A 15,970-nucleotide genomic window follows, 5' to 3' on the forward strand; every position below is an offset into this window, starting at 1 on the left:
GGCGTAAGCAGTCAGCCAGGCTCCTTTCAGCATGGCCGCTCCCGCACAAATCCGCTAGCCGAGCGTGCGCGCTTTCGCTGGACCGTGCCCCACTGCTCCCCCTGGCCCCTCCGACAAGGCCTGCCTCTCACTGTTTGAATGCTTTAGATCGAGCCACGCATGCGCCAGCCAGCGCCCAGCGCGAAGAATCGCGTCGTCGGTCGCGCCGGCGTACCCCAGCACCAGCCCGGCGCGCATGGGGGCCTTCAGGTAATAGCGCGAAAGCGGTGACAGCGTCACGCCGACCAGGCGCGCCTTTGCCATCAGCGCCTCTTCCTCGGCAGCCGATTCGAGCTCGGCGACCAGGTGCATGCCCGCGTGGCCCGACGAGAGCACAAGCCCTTCGGCCACCGCCGGGGCCAGCGCCCGGCGCAGGCAGGCCTGGCGCTGGCGGTAGCTTATGCGCATGCGCGCGATATGGCGGGAAAAATCCCCGCGCTGGATGAACTCCGCCAGCGCTGCCTGAATGGGGTAGTGGCCTTCGCGATGTAGCCGGGCCTGAGCCAAACGGAAAGAGGGCGCCAGCGCCTCGGGCAGCACGATATAGCCCAGTCTCAGCGCGGGGTAGAGCACCTTGCTGAAGGTGCCGATGTAGATCACTCGCGCCTGATCGTCGGGGCCTGCCGCTAGCCCTTGCAGCGACGGCGCCGGCGGGATGTCGTAACGAAACTCGCTGTCGTAGTCGTCCTCGATCACCCAGGCGCTGTGCGCCGCCGCCTGCTCCAAAAGCGCCAAGCGCCTGGGGACCGGCATGGTGACGCCGCTTGGGTACTGGTGCGACGGGGTGACGTAGATCAGCGTCGGTGAGGCGCTCCCCGCCGGGCGGCGTGCCGGGTTGATGCCCTCGTCGTCCACGGGCACGGGCACCACGTCGAGCCCGGCGGCCAGAAAGCTGGTCTGGGCGCCGCCGTAGCCTGGCTCCTCCATCCACACGCTGTCACCGCGGTCGGTCAGAAGCTGTGCGACCAGCTCGAAGGCCTGCTGCGCGCCCTGGGTGATCACGATCTGCTCCGGGCGGCAGCGCACCGCCCGTGACAGCGTTAGGTAATCGCACAGCGCTTCCCGCAGTGCCAAAAGCCCGCCTTGGGTCTGGTAGGCGAGCCACTGCTCTTCGGCCTGGCGGTAGTGGCGTCGCAGCAGACGCTGCCACTGGGCATGAGGAAAGAGATCCAGCCCCGGAACGCCAGGGGCGAACGCCAGGTGGCGCTCGCTCAGCGTGCCGCAACGCTCCAACAGCGCCTCGCCGCGGGCGGAGACGCGCCCCGGCGCCGCCAGCCGCTCGGCGGGCAGTGCAGTGAAGGGAGAAAGGTCGGCAACGAAGAGCCCGGCGCCTTGTTTCGACTCCACCAGCCCTTCGGCGATCAGTCGCTCGGTGGCGGCCAGCACCGTGTTACGCCCAAGCGAGAGCCCACGCGCCAAACGCCGTGACGAGGGCAGCCGGCTGCCGGCGGAAAGCTCCCCGCGCTGAATCCAGTCGCGAAGCAGCTGGTAAAGCTGACGGGCCAGCGGGGTCTTGGTACGCGGAAGCAGGCGAAGCGCCAGGGCGTCGATGATCCCGTCCGTCGAAGTTGCGCGTTGGGTCACTGGTTCCCTCGTAACGGCTGAAAGTGGCTCTTATGCGGGAGCCACTATAGCGCGAGACTGAGGGGCCCGATACGGGATCAAAACGCGTTAAATGGAGCCCGCGATGCACACCAGAGCCGCCGTACTCAACGACCTGCCCACCCTGACGGACCTGCTGGACGGCTACCGCCAGTTCTATGGCCAACAAAGCGATGTGGCCGCCGCCCGCCACTTTCTCGAGCAGCGCTTCGGGTTGGGGGATTCGTTTATTCTGGTCAGCGAAGATGGTGAAGGCGGCATGACCGGTTTCGTGCAGCTTTATCCCGGGCTCTCCACCGTGGGGCTCAACAGCCGCTGGACACTGAACGACCTGTTCGTGGCGCCACACGCGCGGGGTCAGGGCGCCGGGCGCGCGCTGATGAACGCGGCAAGCGCGCTTGCCCGCGAGCACGGCGTGCCACGGCTGGTGCTGATGACCCAGGTCGAGAACAGCGCCGCCCAGCGGCTTTATGAGTCATTGGGGTGGCAGCGTAACACCGCGTTTTATAGCTATTTGTTGGATGTGAAATAGCGGGATGTCGCATAGCCGGATATCACATGACCGTATATCGCACAAAGGAGCAACCTGATGTCTTCTACCCCTTCCGCGGTTCTCGCGTTTCCACCGGCAGCGCCGGATGTCATGGCGCACGCGATGTACGACAAACTTTGCCACCACACCGATGCCTGGGATTTGGCCCAGGACCTGGCCGCCGGTGTGGAAGCGATCGTGGTGATCGACACGCGAAGCCAGGCGCACTACCGGGCGGGCCATATACCCGGCGCGGTGAGCCTGCCGCACCGTGAGATGACGCCCGAGCGGCTTGCGACCCTCGACCCTGAAAAGGTGTACGTCACCTACTGCGACGGCATCGGCTGCAACGGCTCGACCAAAGGGGCGTGGAAACTGGCGAGCGCCGGTTTCCAGGTGAAGGAGCTGCTGGGCGGGCTGGATTTCTGGCGCCGGGACGAACACCCGGTGCAGACAGGAGACGAGCGCGGCACGCTTGCCAGCGAGGCGCTGGCGCCCTGCGGCTGCTAGGCCGCCGCTTCAGTCAATACGCATCAAACCCGGCATCGCGCCGGGTTTGATGCGTTGGGCCAAATCAAGCCTCGCTTAACTTGCGCGCGCGGTGCAGATTTTCAATGGTGTTCAGGCAGGCGCTGGCGGCTTCGCGGCCCTTGGCGACGAAGTGCTCGAAATAGAAGTCGTGGTGGGTCGTGTGCTCGTGGAAGTGGTGCGGGGTGAGCACCACCGACAGGATCGGTACGCCAGTGTCGAGCTGGACGCGCATCATGCCGTCGATCACCGCGTGGGCGACGAAGTCGTGGCGGTAGATGCCGCCGTCGACCACAAAGCCGGCCCCGACGATGGCGCCAAAGCGGCCGCTTTGCGCCAGCACCTTCGCCTGTAGCGGAATCTCGTAGGCGCCGGAAACGGTGAATACCTCGACCTGATCGGCACTCATGCCGTTTTTCTCGACTTCCTCGATGAAGGAGGTGTAGGCCTGATTGACGATATCGCCGTGCCAGTGCCCCTGAATGAAGGCGATACGCTGGGCGGTGGTATGAGAGGAGAGTTCTAACGGAAAGGTCTGATTCATGGTGGTTCTCGCTTTAAAGGATACCAGAATCAGGGCATGCGGCATGGCACCGAACGCACCCGGCAAGCGGGGGCGCGAGAGCAGCCGTTCTCTTTCATCCGGACTATCACCGTCGGCTTCGGAATCGCACCGAATCTGCTGACCTCCAGCGTGCTGGAGCGCTCGCGGGCTCGTGCCAGAAAGGCCATCACCGCCGGTGGGGACTTTCACCCCGCCCTGAGAACTTGTTTGCGTGCTAAACGCGGCCCCAGTGTACGTCGAATGGCCTGGCGCCGCTACATTGGCTGTTTATCTCAGGCCGTTGCGCACACATCGACCCATTCAGCGCCCACCAGCTCGGCCAAACGCGACGGGGCGATGCGAACGGCGCTGGTAGGCGAGCCCGCCGCCGGCAGCACTTCGTCGAAACGCTTGAGCGATTCATCGCAGTAAACGGGCAGATCAGTGGCCAGGCCAAAGGGGCAGACGCCGCCCACCGGGTGGCTGGTCAGCTCCATCACCGTTGCCTCGTCGAGCATTTTTGCCTTGGCGTCGAAGCGCTCGCGGATTTTGGCGTTATCCAGGCGCACGTCGCCCGCCGCCACCACCAGAAAGGGCTGCTCGCCCACTTTCAGCGCCAGCGTCTTGGCGATCTGGCCAGGCTCGACGCCGTGGGCCTTCGCGGCAAGCTCAACGGTGGCGGTGCTTTCGTCGAGTTCGATGATCGTCAGGTCCGGGGCGTGCTCGGCCAGAAACCCGCGCGCGGTATCAATGCTCATGAAACGGCTCCTTGTTTTGAACCGTTTCAGATTAACGCGCTTTTCTGATCTCAGCCAATCCAGGCGGGTGTGACGATTCTTGACGGCTCGCGCTGCATGATCACCTCGCCCTTGCGTACCGAGAGCAACACATCCCCCTGGTTGCGCAGCACGCTGTAGTCGTCCTCACCGTCGAGCAGGTTGAAGCTTGCGGGCTTGTCCACTTCGATGCCGTAGCGATCTTCGATATTGAGCGTGCGCGCGCTGTTGTCGGTCACCAGCGAAAGCGCCTTGCTGAAATCCTTGTAGCCCATCATCTGGCAGATGTGCAGGCCGAAATCGAGGGTGCGCAGAAGCTTGCCGTTACCCAGCGAGTACCAGGGATCGAAGATCGAGTCCTCGGCGAAGCAGACGTTGATGCCCGCCGCGTCGAGCTCCTTGACCCGGGTCACGCCGCGGCGCTTGGGGTAGGTGTCGAAGCGCCCCTGCAGATGAATGCTTTCGGTGGGGCAGGCGATGAAGTTGATGTTCGACTGCTTGAGCAGTCGGAAAAGCTTGGAGCAGTAGGCGTTGTCGTAGGAGTGCATCGCCACGGTGTGGCTGGCGGTGACGCGCGAGCCCAGATCGTTGAACAGCGCCTCACAGGCCAGCACTTCGAGAAAGCGCGAATTGGGGTCGTCGATCTCGTCGCAGTGCACGTCGACCAGCCGGTCGTACTTCATGGCAAGCTCGATCACCCGCTTCATCGAAGCCACGCCCAGCTCCCGGGTGTACTCGAAATGGGGAATGCCGCCCACCGCGTCGGCGCCGATCTCCAGCGCCTCTTCCATCAGCTTGTCGCCGTTTGGAAAAGAGAGCAGGCCGTCCTGGGGGAAGGCGACCACCTGGATATCGATCTTGTCCCTGAACTCGTCGCGCAGCGCGCACAGCGTTTTGAGGCCGACCAGGCTCGGGTCACTGGTGTCGGCGTGGGTACGCACGAACTGCACACCGTTACCGATCAGCAGGTTAAGCGTCTTGATGACGCGCTCGCGGATATCGGCCTCAGAAAGCATCGGCTTGCGCTCTCCCCAGCGCTCGATGCCCTCGAACAGCGTGCCGCTTTCGTTCCAGGCCGGTTCACCGGCGGTCAGCGCGGCGTCCAGGTGGATGTGCGGCTCGATGAACGGCGCGCAGGCAAGCTTGCCGCCGGCATCGAGCTGATCGGCCGAGGCCTCGATGGGAGCGCTCTGCGCCTCGATGGCGGTGAAGACGCCGTTGTCGATTTTAATCTCGAAGAGTTCGGCGCGCTGGCGCAGGCGGGCGTTGACGATATGCATTCAGTGGCTCACAGAGTGTTCGGTAGAAGATGAAAGGCGATTGACCGGTGCCGGCTGACCCACGCGCAGCAGCAGGGCATAGCTTAGCGCGGCCATCAGCACGCCGACCAGCGGCGGCAACAGCGGCGAGAAGTAGGCCGCCGCGGCGCCAATGGCGTAGGCGGTGAGGCCCCGGCGATCGAAAGCGGGCAGGTTGGCATCGATCAGGGCCGGGTAGCGGCCCCGATGCTTGAGCCAGAAGTCCGCCATGATCACTCCACCCATTGGCGGAATGAAGGTGCCGAGCAGCACCAGAAATGGAATCAGGTAGTGGTACATGCCGCCGACGGCCAGCACGGTGCCAATCGCCGCCCCTGCCACGGTCACCGTGCGTCGCCGGTCGGTGCGGACCAGGTTGCACCCGGCCACGGCGAAGTTGTAGATGGTGTTGTCCTGGGTGGTCCAGATATTGAGAAACAGCATCAGCACCGCAATCGATACGAACCCCTGGGCGATCAGCACGTCGACGATGTCCGCCTGCTGGTAAATCATCGCGCCAAGCGCCCCGGTCAGCACCATCAGCCCGTTACCGACCAGAAAGGCCAACAGCGTGGCGATGACCGCCACGCGCGGGCTTTTGGCGAAGCGGCTCCAGTTGGTGGCTTGGGTGCCGCCGCTGATGAAGGTGCCGATGATGACCGTGACCGCCGCGGCCACGTTCATGCTCTCGCTCGGCGTTTGGCGGGCAAGACCGGCAAAGCCGCCCACGTCGACCAGCCCGGCGGCCAGGCTCAGCAGAATGAAAACCATCATGGCCGGCACAGCAACGCGCGATAGCCAGTCCATGCCGCGGTAGCCGATCATCGCGGTGATGCAGAAACCGAACCCAAAAAGCACCATAAGAGGGATTTCCATCCATTCTTGCATCCCGGTGGTGCGTACCAGCACGACGGCGATGGTGGCCGTGCCCCAGGCGTACCAGCCGATCTGCGTAAAACCGAGAATGAAATCCGACAGCTTGCTGCCCTTCTCACCGAAGCAGAACCGGCCCATGAGCACGGCGTTGAGCCCGCTCTTGCAGGCAATGTAGCCCAGTGCGGCGGCGTAGGCGCCGAGCAGCAGATTGCCCAGCAGCACGATCCACAGAAGCTGGCCAATGGGAAAGGCCTGACCAAGCGAGCCGCCGGCCCACATGGTGGCGGTGAAAAAGGTGAACCCCAGTAACACGACGGACGTAGAGAGAAGCCCCTTACGGGCGCTGGCAGGCACCTCGCGCAGGGGGTAGTCGGATGTTTGCATGCTCAAGACCTCGTGACGGCGCATCGCGCGCGTTGCGGTAAACCTAGAATGAAGCAATAAACAGGCCAGTTGAGCGTTTTCTAATGAGCTGCGAGGTGGTTGGCTTCGGTCGCGTTGGGCGGGGCAAAAAAACGCCCCCTTGCAGGGAGGGGGCGGGGGGCGTTCAAGGTTATATGGCTTAAAGGATCGAGACTCAGGACGCCGGCGCGGTGCCCAGCGCGCTCACCACTTCGTCGATCTGAAGCGACAGACTCTGCAGGCCACCGCCGGAAAGATACCAAAGCGCCGGCGAGAGCACGGCGACCTCGGCATTGGCGGCGCCGGCCTCTTCGAGCTGCTGGCGCAGTTCGTCGGCGTCGAGCGGCTGCTGGCCGATGGCGGCGCTGCGGTCGATGATCAGCAGGCGCTCCGGGTCGATCTCGGCGATCGCTTCTGGCGAGAGCCGCGTGAAGCTGCGCTCACCGAAGGTTTCGGCCTCGACGCCGTCCGGCATCGCCTGCTTCTCGACGCCCAGCAGCTCGTGAATCACCGGATGCTCGTTGAGCGAGTAGTTACCGTCATTATGAGTCACGACCAGCGTGCGCGGGGCATCGGCAAGCGCTTCACGCTGGGTCTCGATCTCATTGTGCAGCGTTTCGAGGGCATCTTCGGCCTCGCTCTCAAGGCCCGCGTGTTCGGCCAGGGTGCGCACGTTGTCATCGAAGGCGGCGAGGTAGTCGTCGCCGGTCAGGCCCGCGTCGAACAGCGGCGCGATCGCCTCTAACGCCTCCTTGTGCTCGCCCTGACGGCCGGTATAGACGATCAGCGTCGGCTCGCTCTCGGCCAGCGCGTCGAGATCCGGCGTTTTCAAACCGCCGATATCGGTGTAGTCGCCCTCTTCCAGGCTCGACAGGTAGCCGGGCATGGTCTGCTTGGGATAGCCGACCACCTGATCGCTGGCGCCCAGCGCGATCAGCGTGTCCAAACTGCCCAGATCGAACAGCGCGAAGCGCTCCTCGGCGTGGGCGCCAGCGCTAACGGCGGCGGCCAGAAGCGAGGAAGTGGCGAGCGCTGATTTCATGGCGATTTTCTTCATGACATTCCCTTTTTTGAGAAGATGTTTTATATGAGATTTATTATCATATTAGCAATGGTTAGGCATTGTCACTTTTTTTCAGAACGGAGGCTTTTAAAACAAACGCTTTCAACACGTAAGCGTTCAATACAGAAGCTTTCGATACGAACGCTTTCAAAAGAGGTAGCCGTGATCGCCAGATAAATTGAAATGTTATATTATATTTATTTAAGGCCGTGCCCGCACTCCTTGCGGTCACAACCACAACCTGGCAGGGAGAACCCGGGTGGCATCCGTACTTTTCGAACATATCGAAGCGCTTCAAGGCGAGCGCGAGTGGGGCGATTTTCTGGACGCTGGCACTGGCATCAACTCGATCAACTGGGTGAGCGGGCTCGATACAGCGCGCTGGACAGCGGTGACCGGCGCCGGCGGCATGGCGCAAAGTGTCGAGCGTGCCGTACAAGGCAAAAAACGTGAGCAGGACCGGCTGGTGCTGGGCAACTGGCAGGATCCGCGTTTTCTCGCCGACGAGCGTTTCGACACCGTGTTGGCCGACTACCTGCTCGGCGCCATCGATGGCTTCGCCCCCTACTGGCAGGACGAGCTGTTTCCCCGGCTCTGCGCGCTGACGAAAAAGCGGCTATACCTGGTGGGTCTCGAGCCCTACGTGCCGTTCGATGCGACCACCGCGTCGGGCAAGCTGGTGGTGGAGATCGGTCGGCTGCGCGATGCCTGCCTACTGCTGGCCGGCGAGCGCACCTACCGCGAGTACCCGAGTGCCTGGGTCGAACGTCAGCTCGACCGCGCCGGTTTCGAGGTCGTCGAGACCAAACGCTTCCCGATCCGCTACGGCAAGAAGTTCGTCGAGGGCCAGATGAAGATGTGCCGCCAGCGCATGGCGACGATCGCCGACCGTTACCTGGCCCAGGCGATGCTCAAGCACGTCGAGGATCTGGAGCGCCGCGCGCTTTCGCACATCGACATCGACGGCGGGCTCAGTCACGGCGCGGACTACGTGATGGTGGCCGAGCCGAAAAAAAGCGCCCCGCAGGGCGCTTGAGGCGTTTTACGTTTAACCGGCGGCCTTGAAGGGGTTTCGCGGGTCGTCGTCCCAGGCCAGAAAGTCCTTGCCGGTTTCCTGAGGCACCATGGTGATGCAGTTCTCCACCGGGCAGGTGATCTGGCACAGGTTGCAGCCCACGCACTCTTCGTCGATCACTTCATAGCGGCGCGCGCCGCCGGGCTCGGAGAGCTTGGCGATCGACTGGTGCGAGGTGTCCTCGCAGGCGATATAGCAGCGCCCGCACTCGATGCAGAGATCCTGGTCGATGTGGGCGATGGTCTTGAAGTTGATGTCCAGGTGTTTCCAGTCGGTGGTTTGCGGGATCGCCTTGCGCGAGAACGCCTCGACCGACGCGTAGCCTTTCTCCGCCATCCAGCGCGATAGGCCATCCTTCATCTCCTCGACGATGCGAAAGCCGTTGAGCATCGCTGCGGTGCAGACCTGCACGCTGCCCGCCCCGAGCGCAATGAACTCCGCCGCATCCCGCCAGCTCGAGATACCGCCGATGCCGGAAATGGGCAGCGCAGGGGTTTCGACGTCGCGGGCGATCTCGGCCACCATGTTCATGGCGATGGGCTTGACCGCGCTGCCGCAGTAGCCGCCGTGGGTGCTCTGGTGGCCCACGGTGGGCTTGGCGACCATGTTGTCGAGATCGATGCTGGTGATCGAGTTGATGGTGTTGATCAGCGACACCGCATCCGCCCCGCCGCGCAGCGCCGCCCGGGCACCCACGCGGATATCGGTGATGTTGGGGGTGAGCTTTACGATCACCGGCTTCGAGTAGTACTTCTTGCACCAGGCGGTGACCTGCTCGATGAGATCCGGGTTCTGGCCTACCGCCGCGCCCATGCCGCGCTCTGGCATGCCGTGGGGGCAGCCCAGGTTCAGCTCGATGCCATCGGCGCCGGTGGCCTCGACCCTCGGCAGAATGTAGGCCCAGGACGCCTCGACGCAGGGCACCATGATCGAGACGATCAGCGCCCGGTCCGGCCACTCCTTTTTCACCTGGGTAATTTCGGCCAGGTTCACCTCCAGCGAACGGTCGGTGATCAGCTCGATATTGTTGAAACCGATCACCTCGCGGTTCTTGCCGTAGTGGGCGGAGTAGCGCGACGACACGTTCACCGCCGGCGGCTCTTCGCCAAGCGTCTTCCAGACCACGCCACCCCAGCCCGCTTCAAACGCGCGCACCACGTTGTAGGCCTTGTCGGTAGGCGGCGCCGAGGCGAGCCAGAAGGGGTTGGGGGCCTTGATGCCGGCAAAGTTGACCGAGAGATCGACACCGTTGACCACGGCGTCGCCGCGCCCTTTCTTGCCGGGAAAGGCGAGGGGAGTGAAAGCGTTGGTGTTCATGCGGCCTCCTGACGCGCGATCAGCGCCTGGTGAATGGCGTGGGCGGCGAGCTTGCCGTGCTGCACGGCCTGCACGGTCAGATCCTGCCCCGGTGCCACGCAGTCGCCGCCGGCGTAAACGCCGGCCACCGAGGTCTGAAAATGATCGTCGATGCGAATGCGCTCGCCGTCGCGGGCAAGCTCGGCGGCGGTGGCATCTTTAAGACTTTCGCTCGCAAAGCCTTGGCCGATCGCCTTGAAGATGGCGTCCGCCGGGATGTCGACGTGTTCGCCGGTCAGCGCCAGGCCGCGCTCCTCGGCGCGGGTTCTGGCAAAGCGCATGCCCGACACGCGGCCCTGCTCGTCGAGCAGCACCTGATCCGGCTGCGCCCAGGTGAGCATGCGCACGCCGTTGGCTTTGGCGATCTCCTGCTCGTGGTGAGTGGCGGACATCGCCTCCAGCCCGCGCCGGTAGACCAGCGTCACTTCAGACGCGCCCAAACGCGCCATTTGCGTGGCCATATCGATTGCCGTATTGCCGGCACCGATCACGATACAGCGCCGGGCCACGGGCAGTTGGCCCAGGTCGTTGGTCTGGCGCAGCAGCTTGATGTAGTCGACGGCGGCGAGTGATCCGGTGGCGTCTTCGTCACTCAGCATCAGCGCCCGGCTGGCGCCGAGGCCCAGGCCCAGAAACACGCTATCGAAACGCTCGCGCAGCTCGCCCAGCGTCACGTTTTCGCCCAGGCGCTGGCCGTACTCGATGTCGATGCCACCCACCTCGAGCAGAAACTCCACCTCGCGGCGGGCGAAGTCGTCGGTCATCTTGTAGCGGGCGATGCCGTACTCGTTGAGCCCGCCGGGTTTGGCCTCGGCCTCGAAAATCGTTACTCGATGGCCCAGAAGCGCGAGTCGATGGGCGCAGGAGAGCCCGGCGGGGCCGGCGCCCACCACCGCGATGTGACGGCCAGTGGCGGACGCACGCTTGAACGGGTGGCCGTCAAACTGCATGTGATCGGTGGCGTGGCGCTGCAACAGGCCGATGAGCACCGGCTGGCACTCGGCGTCGTGATTACGCACGCAGCTCTGCTCGCAGAGAATCTCGGTCGGGCACACCCGGGCGCAGCTGCCGCCCAGGATGTTGGCTTCCAGAATCGTCTGCGCCGCGCCGTTGACGTTGCCTTCATTGATCTGGCGAATGAAACTTGGCACGTCGATCTCCGACGGGCACGCCTCGACGCAGGGCGCATCGAAGCAGTAGAGGCAGCGCTGGCTCTCGATGATCGCCTGGCGCTGGGTGAGCGGTGGATGAAGGTCGCTGAAGTTGCCGGCAAGCGCCGGGCCGTCGTAGGTGCCGACCTCTTGTGCGCTCGGCAGGTAGTCGAGTGGATGGGTCACGGTCGTCTCTCCCGATACGTGGGTATCGATGGTTTTTATGTCGCTATTCTTTGTCGATGGTCGTTATATCGATGGGCGCTGCCTCAGCGGTTTACCGCTTTGGGGGCGTTGAGTTCGGCGCGCTTTTTGAGCTGCTCGAAGATGCCCGGATAGGCGGGGCGCTCGAGATAGCGTCCGGCGCCGCGCTCGGCGTGTAGCTCCTTGCCATCGCGCCAGACCCACTTGCCCTGGCTGACGGTATGGCGAGCAATGCCGCGCACCGTCTTGCCCTCGAAAATATTGAAGTCGACGTTCTGGTGGTGGGTTTTGGCGGAGATGGTGCGCGTGCCGTTGGGGTCCCACACCACGATATCGGCGTCGGCACCGACCTGAATCGCCCCCTTGCGCGGGTAGAGGTTGAAGATCTCGGCGGTGTTGGTAGAGGTCAGGGCGACGAACTGCTGCGTCGAGAGCTTGCCGGTGTTCACCCCTTCGTCCCACAGCACGGCCATGCGGTCCTCGACGCCGGCGGTGCCGTTGGGGATTTTGGTGAAGTCCTCACGGCCGGCGGCTTTTTGCTCCTCGCAGAAGCAGCAGTGATCGGTGGCGGTGGTTTGCAGGTTGCCCGACTGCAGGCCGTGCCAGAGCGCCTCCTGGTGGCCTTTCGGGCGAAAGGGCGGGCTCATCACGTGCGCCGCCGCCGTGGCCCAGTCCGGGTGCTGGTAGACGCTGTCGTCGAGCACCAGGTGCCCGGCGAGCGCCTCACCAAACACCGCGTGGCCCTGCTGGCGGGCGTAGGCGATCTCGTCCACCGCATCCTTGGTAGATACGTGCACGAGATACACCGGTGCGCCCAGGGTGCTGGCGATACGGATGGCCCGGCTGGCGGCTTCCCCTTCGACCTGAGGCGGGCGCGACAGCGGGTGAGCTTCCGGGCCGGTCATGCCCTGGGCGAGCAGCTTTTGCTGCATGTGGTAGACCAGCTCGCCGTTTTCGGCGTGGACGGTAGGCACCGCACCCAGCTCCAGGCAGCGCGAAAAGCTCTCCACGAGGATGTCATCGGTGGCCATGATCGCGCCCTTGTAGGCCATGAAGTGCTTGAAGCTGTTGACGCCGTGCTCATGGACCAGCGTGCCCATTTCTTCTTTCACGCTGTCGTCCCACCAGGTGATCGCCACGTGGAAGGCGAAGTCGGTGGCGGCTTTCTCGGCCCAGCCCTGCCAGGTCTCGAAAGCTTCCAGCAGCGACTGACCGGGGCTCGGGATGACGAAGTCGATGATCGTGGTGGTGCCCCCGGCCATCGCCGCGGCGGTGCCGGTGTAGAAGTCTTCGCTGGCCACCGCGCCCATGAAGGGCATCTGCATATGGGTGTGGGGGTCGATGCCGCCGGGCATGACGAGCTGGTCCGTGGCGTCGACGATCTCGCAGCCCTCGGGGGTGTCCAGGTTCATGCCGATGGCCTCGATCTTGCCATCGACGCAGAGTACGTCGGCGCGGTAGGTGTCGGCGTGGGTGACGACGGTGCCGCCCTTGATGAGTAGGCTCATGGGATCTCTCCTGCTGTACCAGTCGCTTGGTTATTCGCCGTCGGTCAGGCGGGTGTAGGTCTCGGGGCGGCGGTCGCGGAAGAACTGCCAGTTGTTGCGCGCCTCGCGCACCGCATCCAGATCGATTTCGTGCACCAGCAGCTCATCCTCGGTGGCGCTGGCCTGGGCTTCGATCTTGCCGCGCGGGTTGACGATGTAGCTCGAGCCGTAGAAGTCGCCGATGTTCCAGGGCGCCTCGGTGCCGACCCGGTTGATGGCGGCGATGAAGCAGCCGTTGGCGGCGGCGGAGGCGGGCTGCTCGAGCTCCCAAAGATATTGCGAGAGCCCGGCGACGGTGGCGGAGGGGTTGAAGATCACTTCGGCGCCATTGAGCGCCAGCGCCCGCCAGCCTTCGGGGAAGTGGCGGTCGTAGCAGATATAGACGCCGATCTTGCCGAAGGCGGTATCGAACACCGGCCAGTCGGACTTGCCTGGCTTGAAGAAGTACTTCTCCCAGAACCCGGCGACCTGGGGGATGTGGGTCTTGTGGTACTTGCCAAGAAAACTGCCATCGGCGTCGAACACCGCCGCGGTGTTGTAATAGACCCCGGTTTCGGTCTCTTCGTAGACGGGTACGATGATCACCATGCGATGCTTGGCGGCGAGCGTCTGCATCAGCTGGCAGGTCGGCCCTTCGGGTACCCGCTCGGCGGCGGCGTACCACTTCTCGTCCTGACTGGGGCAAAAATAGGGCTGGTTGAACACTTCCTGAAAGCAGAGCACCTGCACGCCCTGGCTCGCGGCCTGCTCGATCATCGGTAAGTGCGCTTCGTTCATGGCGTCACGAATCTGCGCGGGGTCCTGGTCGGTACTGGCCTTCAATCCCATCTGGATCAAGCCGATCTTCATCGTTTGCATCTCGAGGCCCTCTCTTTGCTTGCACACACCGTCGCCCGATTGGGCGCGATGACGGTTATCGCTATTGACGATCAAGGCGTGCTGCAAGATCCACTCGCCAGGCAGCGAGGGAGTTTTTTTGTAATGATTATAAAGCTGTCCATGTCGGCAGCTTTTTTGAGAGTAGTGCGAAACGCGGGCGCCTTTCAAGGTTTTTGTGGCGTACTTTAAAATAACTTTTAACGTTATGATTTTATTGTTTTTTAGTAACTTTTATTGGCCTTTTACGTGTTCATGAGTGCTTTGAAATTAAGATTTTTAAAAATATTTTTATTAAAAACAGTTATTTATAGATTTATTTGTTTTTCTGTTTTTATTCAAAGAGACTTTTTGGTGCGTTTTTGAGGCCAAGTGCGCTATTTTGGCAATGGCTTTTAAAAGCCGGTTTATTAATAACAAAAATTTCGAGACTGGTACGAGATTACATGTCGAAAAGGTCAGCTTTAATTCAATCGTTTATGCGCTTTAAGCCAAGTGTAGGCATGCTTATTGCTGGGGTTAGCGCTGACTCGATTTAAAGCCTGACGCAATAACGATAAACGACAGTGGCTCTGCTGAGGAGAACTCCATGACCGTTACAACATCTCGCATGGTAGACCGAGAGGGGTTGATAGAACTCGAGGTGAACGACGACGTTCGTCAAAGCCCCCGCTTCAACGAGGATATCGCGCCGACCAAAGCAAGCGAGCGCACCTGGAGCAAGTGGAACATCGCCGCGCTCTGGGTCGGCATGTCGATCTGCGTGCCCACCTACACCCTGGGCGGCGTGCTGACCGCCTACTTTGGGCTGAGCGTGGGCGAGGCGCTTTTCACCATTCTCATCGCCAACGTCATCCTGCTGCTGCCCCTGACGCTCAACGCTTTTCCCGGCACCAAGTTCGGCATTCCCTTTCCCATCGTATTGCGCTCCTGTTTCGGCATTCTGGGCTCGAACGTGCCTTGCCTGGTGCGCGCGCTGGTGGGCTGCGGCTGGTTCGGCATCCAGACCATGTTCGGGGGGCTGGCGATCCATCTGCTGCTGTCGGCGCTGTTTCCCGCCTGGGCGGCGCTGGGCGGCGTTGGTGAAGTGATCGGCTTTTTCGTCTTCGGCGCCATGAACCTCTACGTGGTGATTCGCGGCGCGGAGTCGATCAAGTGGATGGAAACGCTGGCTGCGCCGCTGCTATTGGCGGTGGGCGTGGGGCTGATGGTCTGGGCCTGGCCGCACATGTCGATGACCGAGCTACTCGCCCAGCCACCTTCACGCCCGGAAGGCGCGCCGGTCTACGGTTACTTCTTCGCTGGCCTGACCGCCATGGTGGGTTTCTGGGCGACGCTTTCGCTGAACATTCCCGATTTTAGCCGCTTCGCCAAAAGCCAGAAGGATCAGATCGTCGGCCAGATCATGGGGCTTCCGCTCACCATGTTCTTCTTCGCCTCGCTCGGCGTGGTGATGACGGCGGCCTCGGAAACCCTCGTCGGCCAGACCGTGGCGGATCCGGTGCGCCTGATCGGCTTCATCGATAGCCCGTTCTGGGTCATTCTGGCGATGCTTCTGATCATCGTGGCGACGATTTCCACCAACACCGCTTCGAACATCGTCTCGCCTACCAACGATTTCCAGAACATCGCCCCGAAACTGATCAATCAGACGCGCGGGGTGCTGATGACGGGGCTGGTCGGCGTGCTGCTGATGGGTTACGACCTGCTGCAAAAGGCGGGGGTGATCGCCCAGGGCGTCTCGCTCGAGCAGATGTACTCGAACTGGCTGCTGGGTTATTCGAGCCTTTTGGGGCCAATCGCCGGCATCATGGCGGTAGATTATTTTCTGATCAAGAAGCAGTCGCTGGACGTGCCGAGTCTTTACATGGATGGCCACGCCTATCCGGCGGTGAACGTCGCCGGCTTCATCGCCTTCGGGGTGCCCGTGGGGCTGACGCTGGTATCGCTTTTGACAGGGACGATGAACTGGTTCTACAACTACGGCTGGTTCACCGGCTCGATTCTTGGGGCGATCGTTTATTTTGTGGCAAGCACGCTCATGGGGCATGAAAAGGCCCACCAGAAGATAGCCGCAACGGACATGACGTGAGGGAAACGC

14 protein-coding genes and 1 riboswitch are annotated in these 15,970 nt (G+C 62.7%); of the genes, 4 read left to right on the forward strand and 10 right to left on the reverse strand.

From position 1 onward, the window contains the following. Positions 1-54 precede the first annotated feature (54 nt). On the reverse strand, positions 55-1,623 hold the full coding sequence (locus tag OCT39_RS01880; RefSeq protein WP_263586014.1) for a PLP-dependent aminotransferase family protein: 1,569 nt from the start codon (positions 1,621-1,623) through the stop codon (positions 55-57). A 103-nt stretch (positions 1,624-1,726) separates the two neighbouring features. Here OCT39_RS01880 and OCT39_RS01885 point away from each other — a divergent pair, with 103 nt between their 5' ends. Beyond that, entirely contained in the window at positions 1,727-2,173 is a 447-nt protein-coding gene (locus OCT39_RS01885) for a GNAT family N-acetyltransferase (RefSeq protein WP_263586015.1), read from the forward strand. 57 nt (positions 2,174-2,230) lie between these two features. After that, positions 2,231-2,683 (forward strand): rhodanese-like domain-containing protein, encoded by a 453-nt coding sequence (locus OCT39_RS01890; RefSeq protein WP_263586016.1) that lies wholly within the window; start codon positions 2,231-2,233, stop codon positions 2,681-2,683. Between the two features lie 64 nt (positions 2,684-2,747). Here the strand turns inward: OCT39_RS01890 and OCT39_RS01895 are convergent, their stop codons facing one another. The 5 genes from OCT39_RS01895 to OCT39_RS01915 form a co-directional block, all read right to left on the reverse strand. After that, positions 2,748-3,245, reverse strand: coding sequence for a 6,7-dimethyl-8-ribityllumazine synthase (locus tag OCT39_RS01895; RefSeq protein WP_263586017.1), 498 nt, complete (start codon positions 3,243-3,245; stop codon positions 2,748-2,750). 82 nt (positions 3,246-3,327) lie between these two features. Continuing rightward, positions 3,328-3,473, reverse strand: a riboswitch (FMN riboswitch). 65 nt (positions 3,474-3,538) lie between these two features. After that, positions 3,539-4,003 carry a YbaK/EbsC family protein gene (locus OCT39_RS01900; protein WP_263586018.1) on the reverse strand — a complete coding sequence of 155 codons (465 nt, stop codon included), beginning with the start codon at positions 4,001-4,003 and terminating at the stop codon, positions 3,539-3,541. A gap of 50 nt (positions 4,004-4,053) precedes the next feature. Next, positions 4,054-5,301: a cytosine deaminase gene (codA, locus tag OCT39_RS01905; protein WP_263586019.1), complete on the reverse strand. Its 1,248-nt coding sequence runs from the start codon at positions 5,299-5,301 to the stop codon at positions 4,054-4,056. Then, positions 5,302-6,579 carry a cytosine permease gene (gene codB / locus OCT39_RS01910; RefSeq protein WP_263586020.1) on the reverse strand — a complete coding sequence of 426 codons (1,278 nt, stop codon included), beginning with the start codon at positions 6,577-6,579 and terminating at the stop codon, positions 5,302-5,304. It lies immediately after the preceding gene. Between the two features lie 193 nt (positions 6,580-6,772). Beyond that, entirely contained in the window at positions 6,773-7,654 is an 882-nt protein-coding gene (locus OCT39_RS01915; RefSeq protein WP_263586021.1) for an ABC transporter substrate-binding protein, read from the reverse strand. Between the two features lie 265 nt (positions 7,655-7,919). Between OCT39_RS01915 and OCT39_RS01920 the strand changes: the two genes are divergently transcribed. Then, complete coding sequence (locus OCT39_RS01920; RefSeq protein WP_263586022.1) at positions 7,920-8,696, forward strand: class I SAM-dependent methyltransferase; 777 nt, start codon at positions 7,920-7,922, stop codon at positions 8,694-8,696. 12 nt (positions 8,697-8,708) lie between these two features. On the opposite strand, the gene preA is transcribed toward OCT39_RS01920, so the two are convergent. The 4 genes from preA to OCT39_RS01940 all read right to left on the reverse strand — a co-directional run bounded on the left by preA (position 8,709) and on the right by OCT39_RS01940 (position 13,851). Continuing rightward, the gene (gene preA, locus OCT39_RS01925; RefSeq protein ID WP_263586023.1) at positions 8,709-10,052 is read right to left on the reverse strand and encodes an NAD-dependent dihydropyrimidine dehydrogenase subunit PreA; all 1,344 of its coding nucleotides are present in this window, start codon (positions 10,050-10,052) and stop codon (positions 8,709-8,711) included. After that, positions 10,049-11,428 carry an NAD(P)-dependent oxidoreductase gene (locus tag OCT39_RS01930; RefSeq protein WP_263586024.1) on the reverse strand — a complete coding sequence of 460 codons (1,380 nt, stop codon included), beginning with the start codon at positions 11,426-11,428 and terminating at the stop codon, positions 10,049-10,051. Before OCT39_RS01930 ends, preA begins: the two co-directional genes overlap by 4 nt. Positions 11,429-11,511: 83 nt before the next feature. Further along, positions 11,512-12,954 (reverse strand): dihydropyrimidinase, encoded by a 1,443-nt coding sequence (gene hydA, locus OCT39_RS01935; protein WP_263586025.1) that lies wholly within the window; start codon positions 12,952-12,954, stop codon positions 11,512-11,514. 30 nt (positions 12,955-12,984) lie between these two features. After that, positions 12,985-13,851 carry a nitrilase-related carbon-nitrogen hydrolase gene (locus OCT39_RS01940; protein WP_263587276.1) on the reverse strand — a complete coding sequence of 289 codons (867 nt, stop codon included), beginning with the start codon at positions 13,849-13,851 and terminating at the stop codon, positions 12,985-12,987. 607 nt (positions 13,852-14,458) lie between these two features. On the opposite strand from OCT39_RS01940, the gene OCT39_RS01945 reads away from it, so the two are divergent. Beyond that, entirely contained in the window at positions 14,459-15,961 is a 1,503-nt protein-coding gene (locus OCT39_RS01945; RefSeq protein WP_263586026.1) for an NCS1 family nucleobase:cation symporter-1, read from the forward strand. The last annotated feature ends 9 nt before the right edge of the window (positions 15,962-15,970 follow it).

Origin of the sequence: Halomonas sp. GD1P12 (assembly GCF_025725645.1) — a bacterium.
GTDB lineage: Bacteria > Pseudomonadota > Gammaproteobacteria > Pseudomonadales > Halomonadaceae > Vreelandella.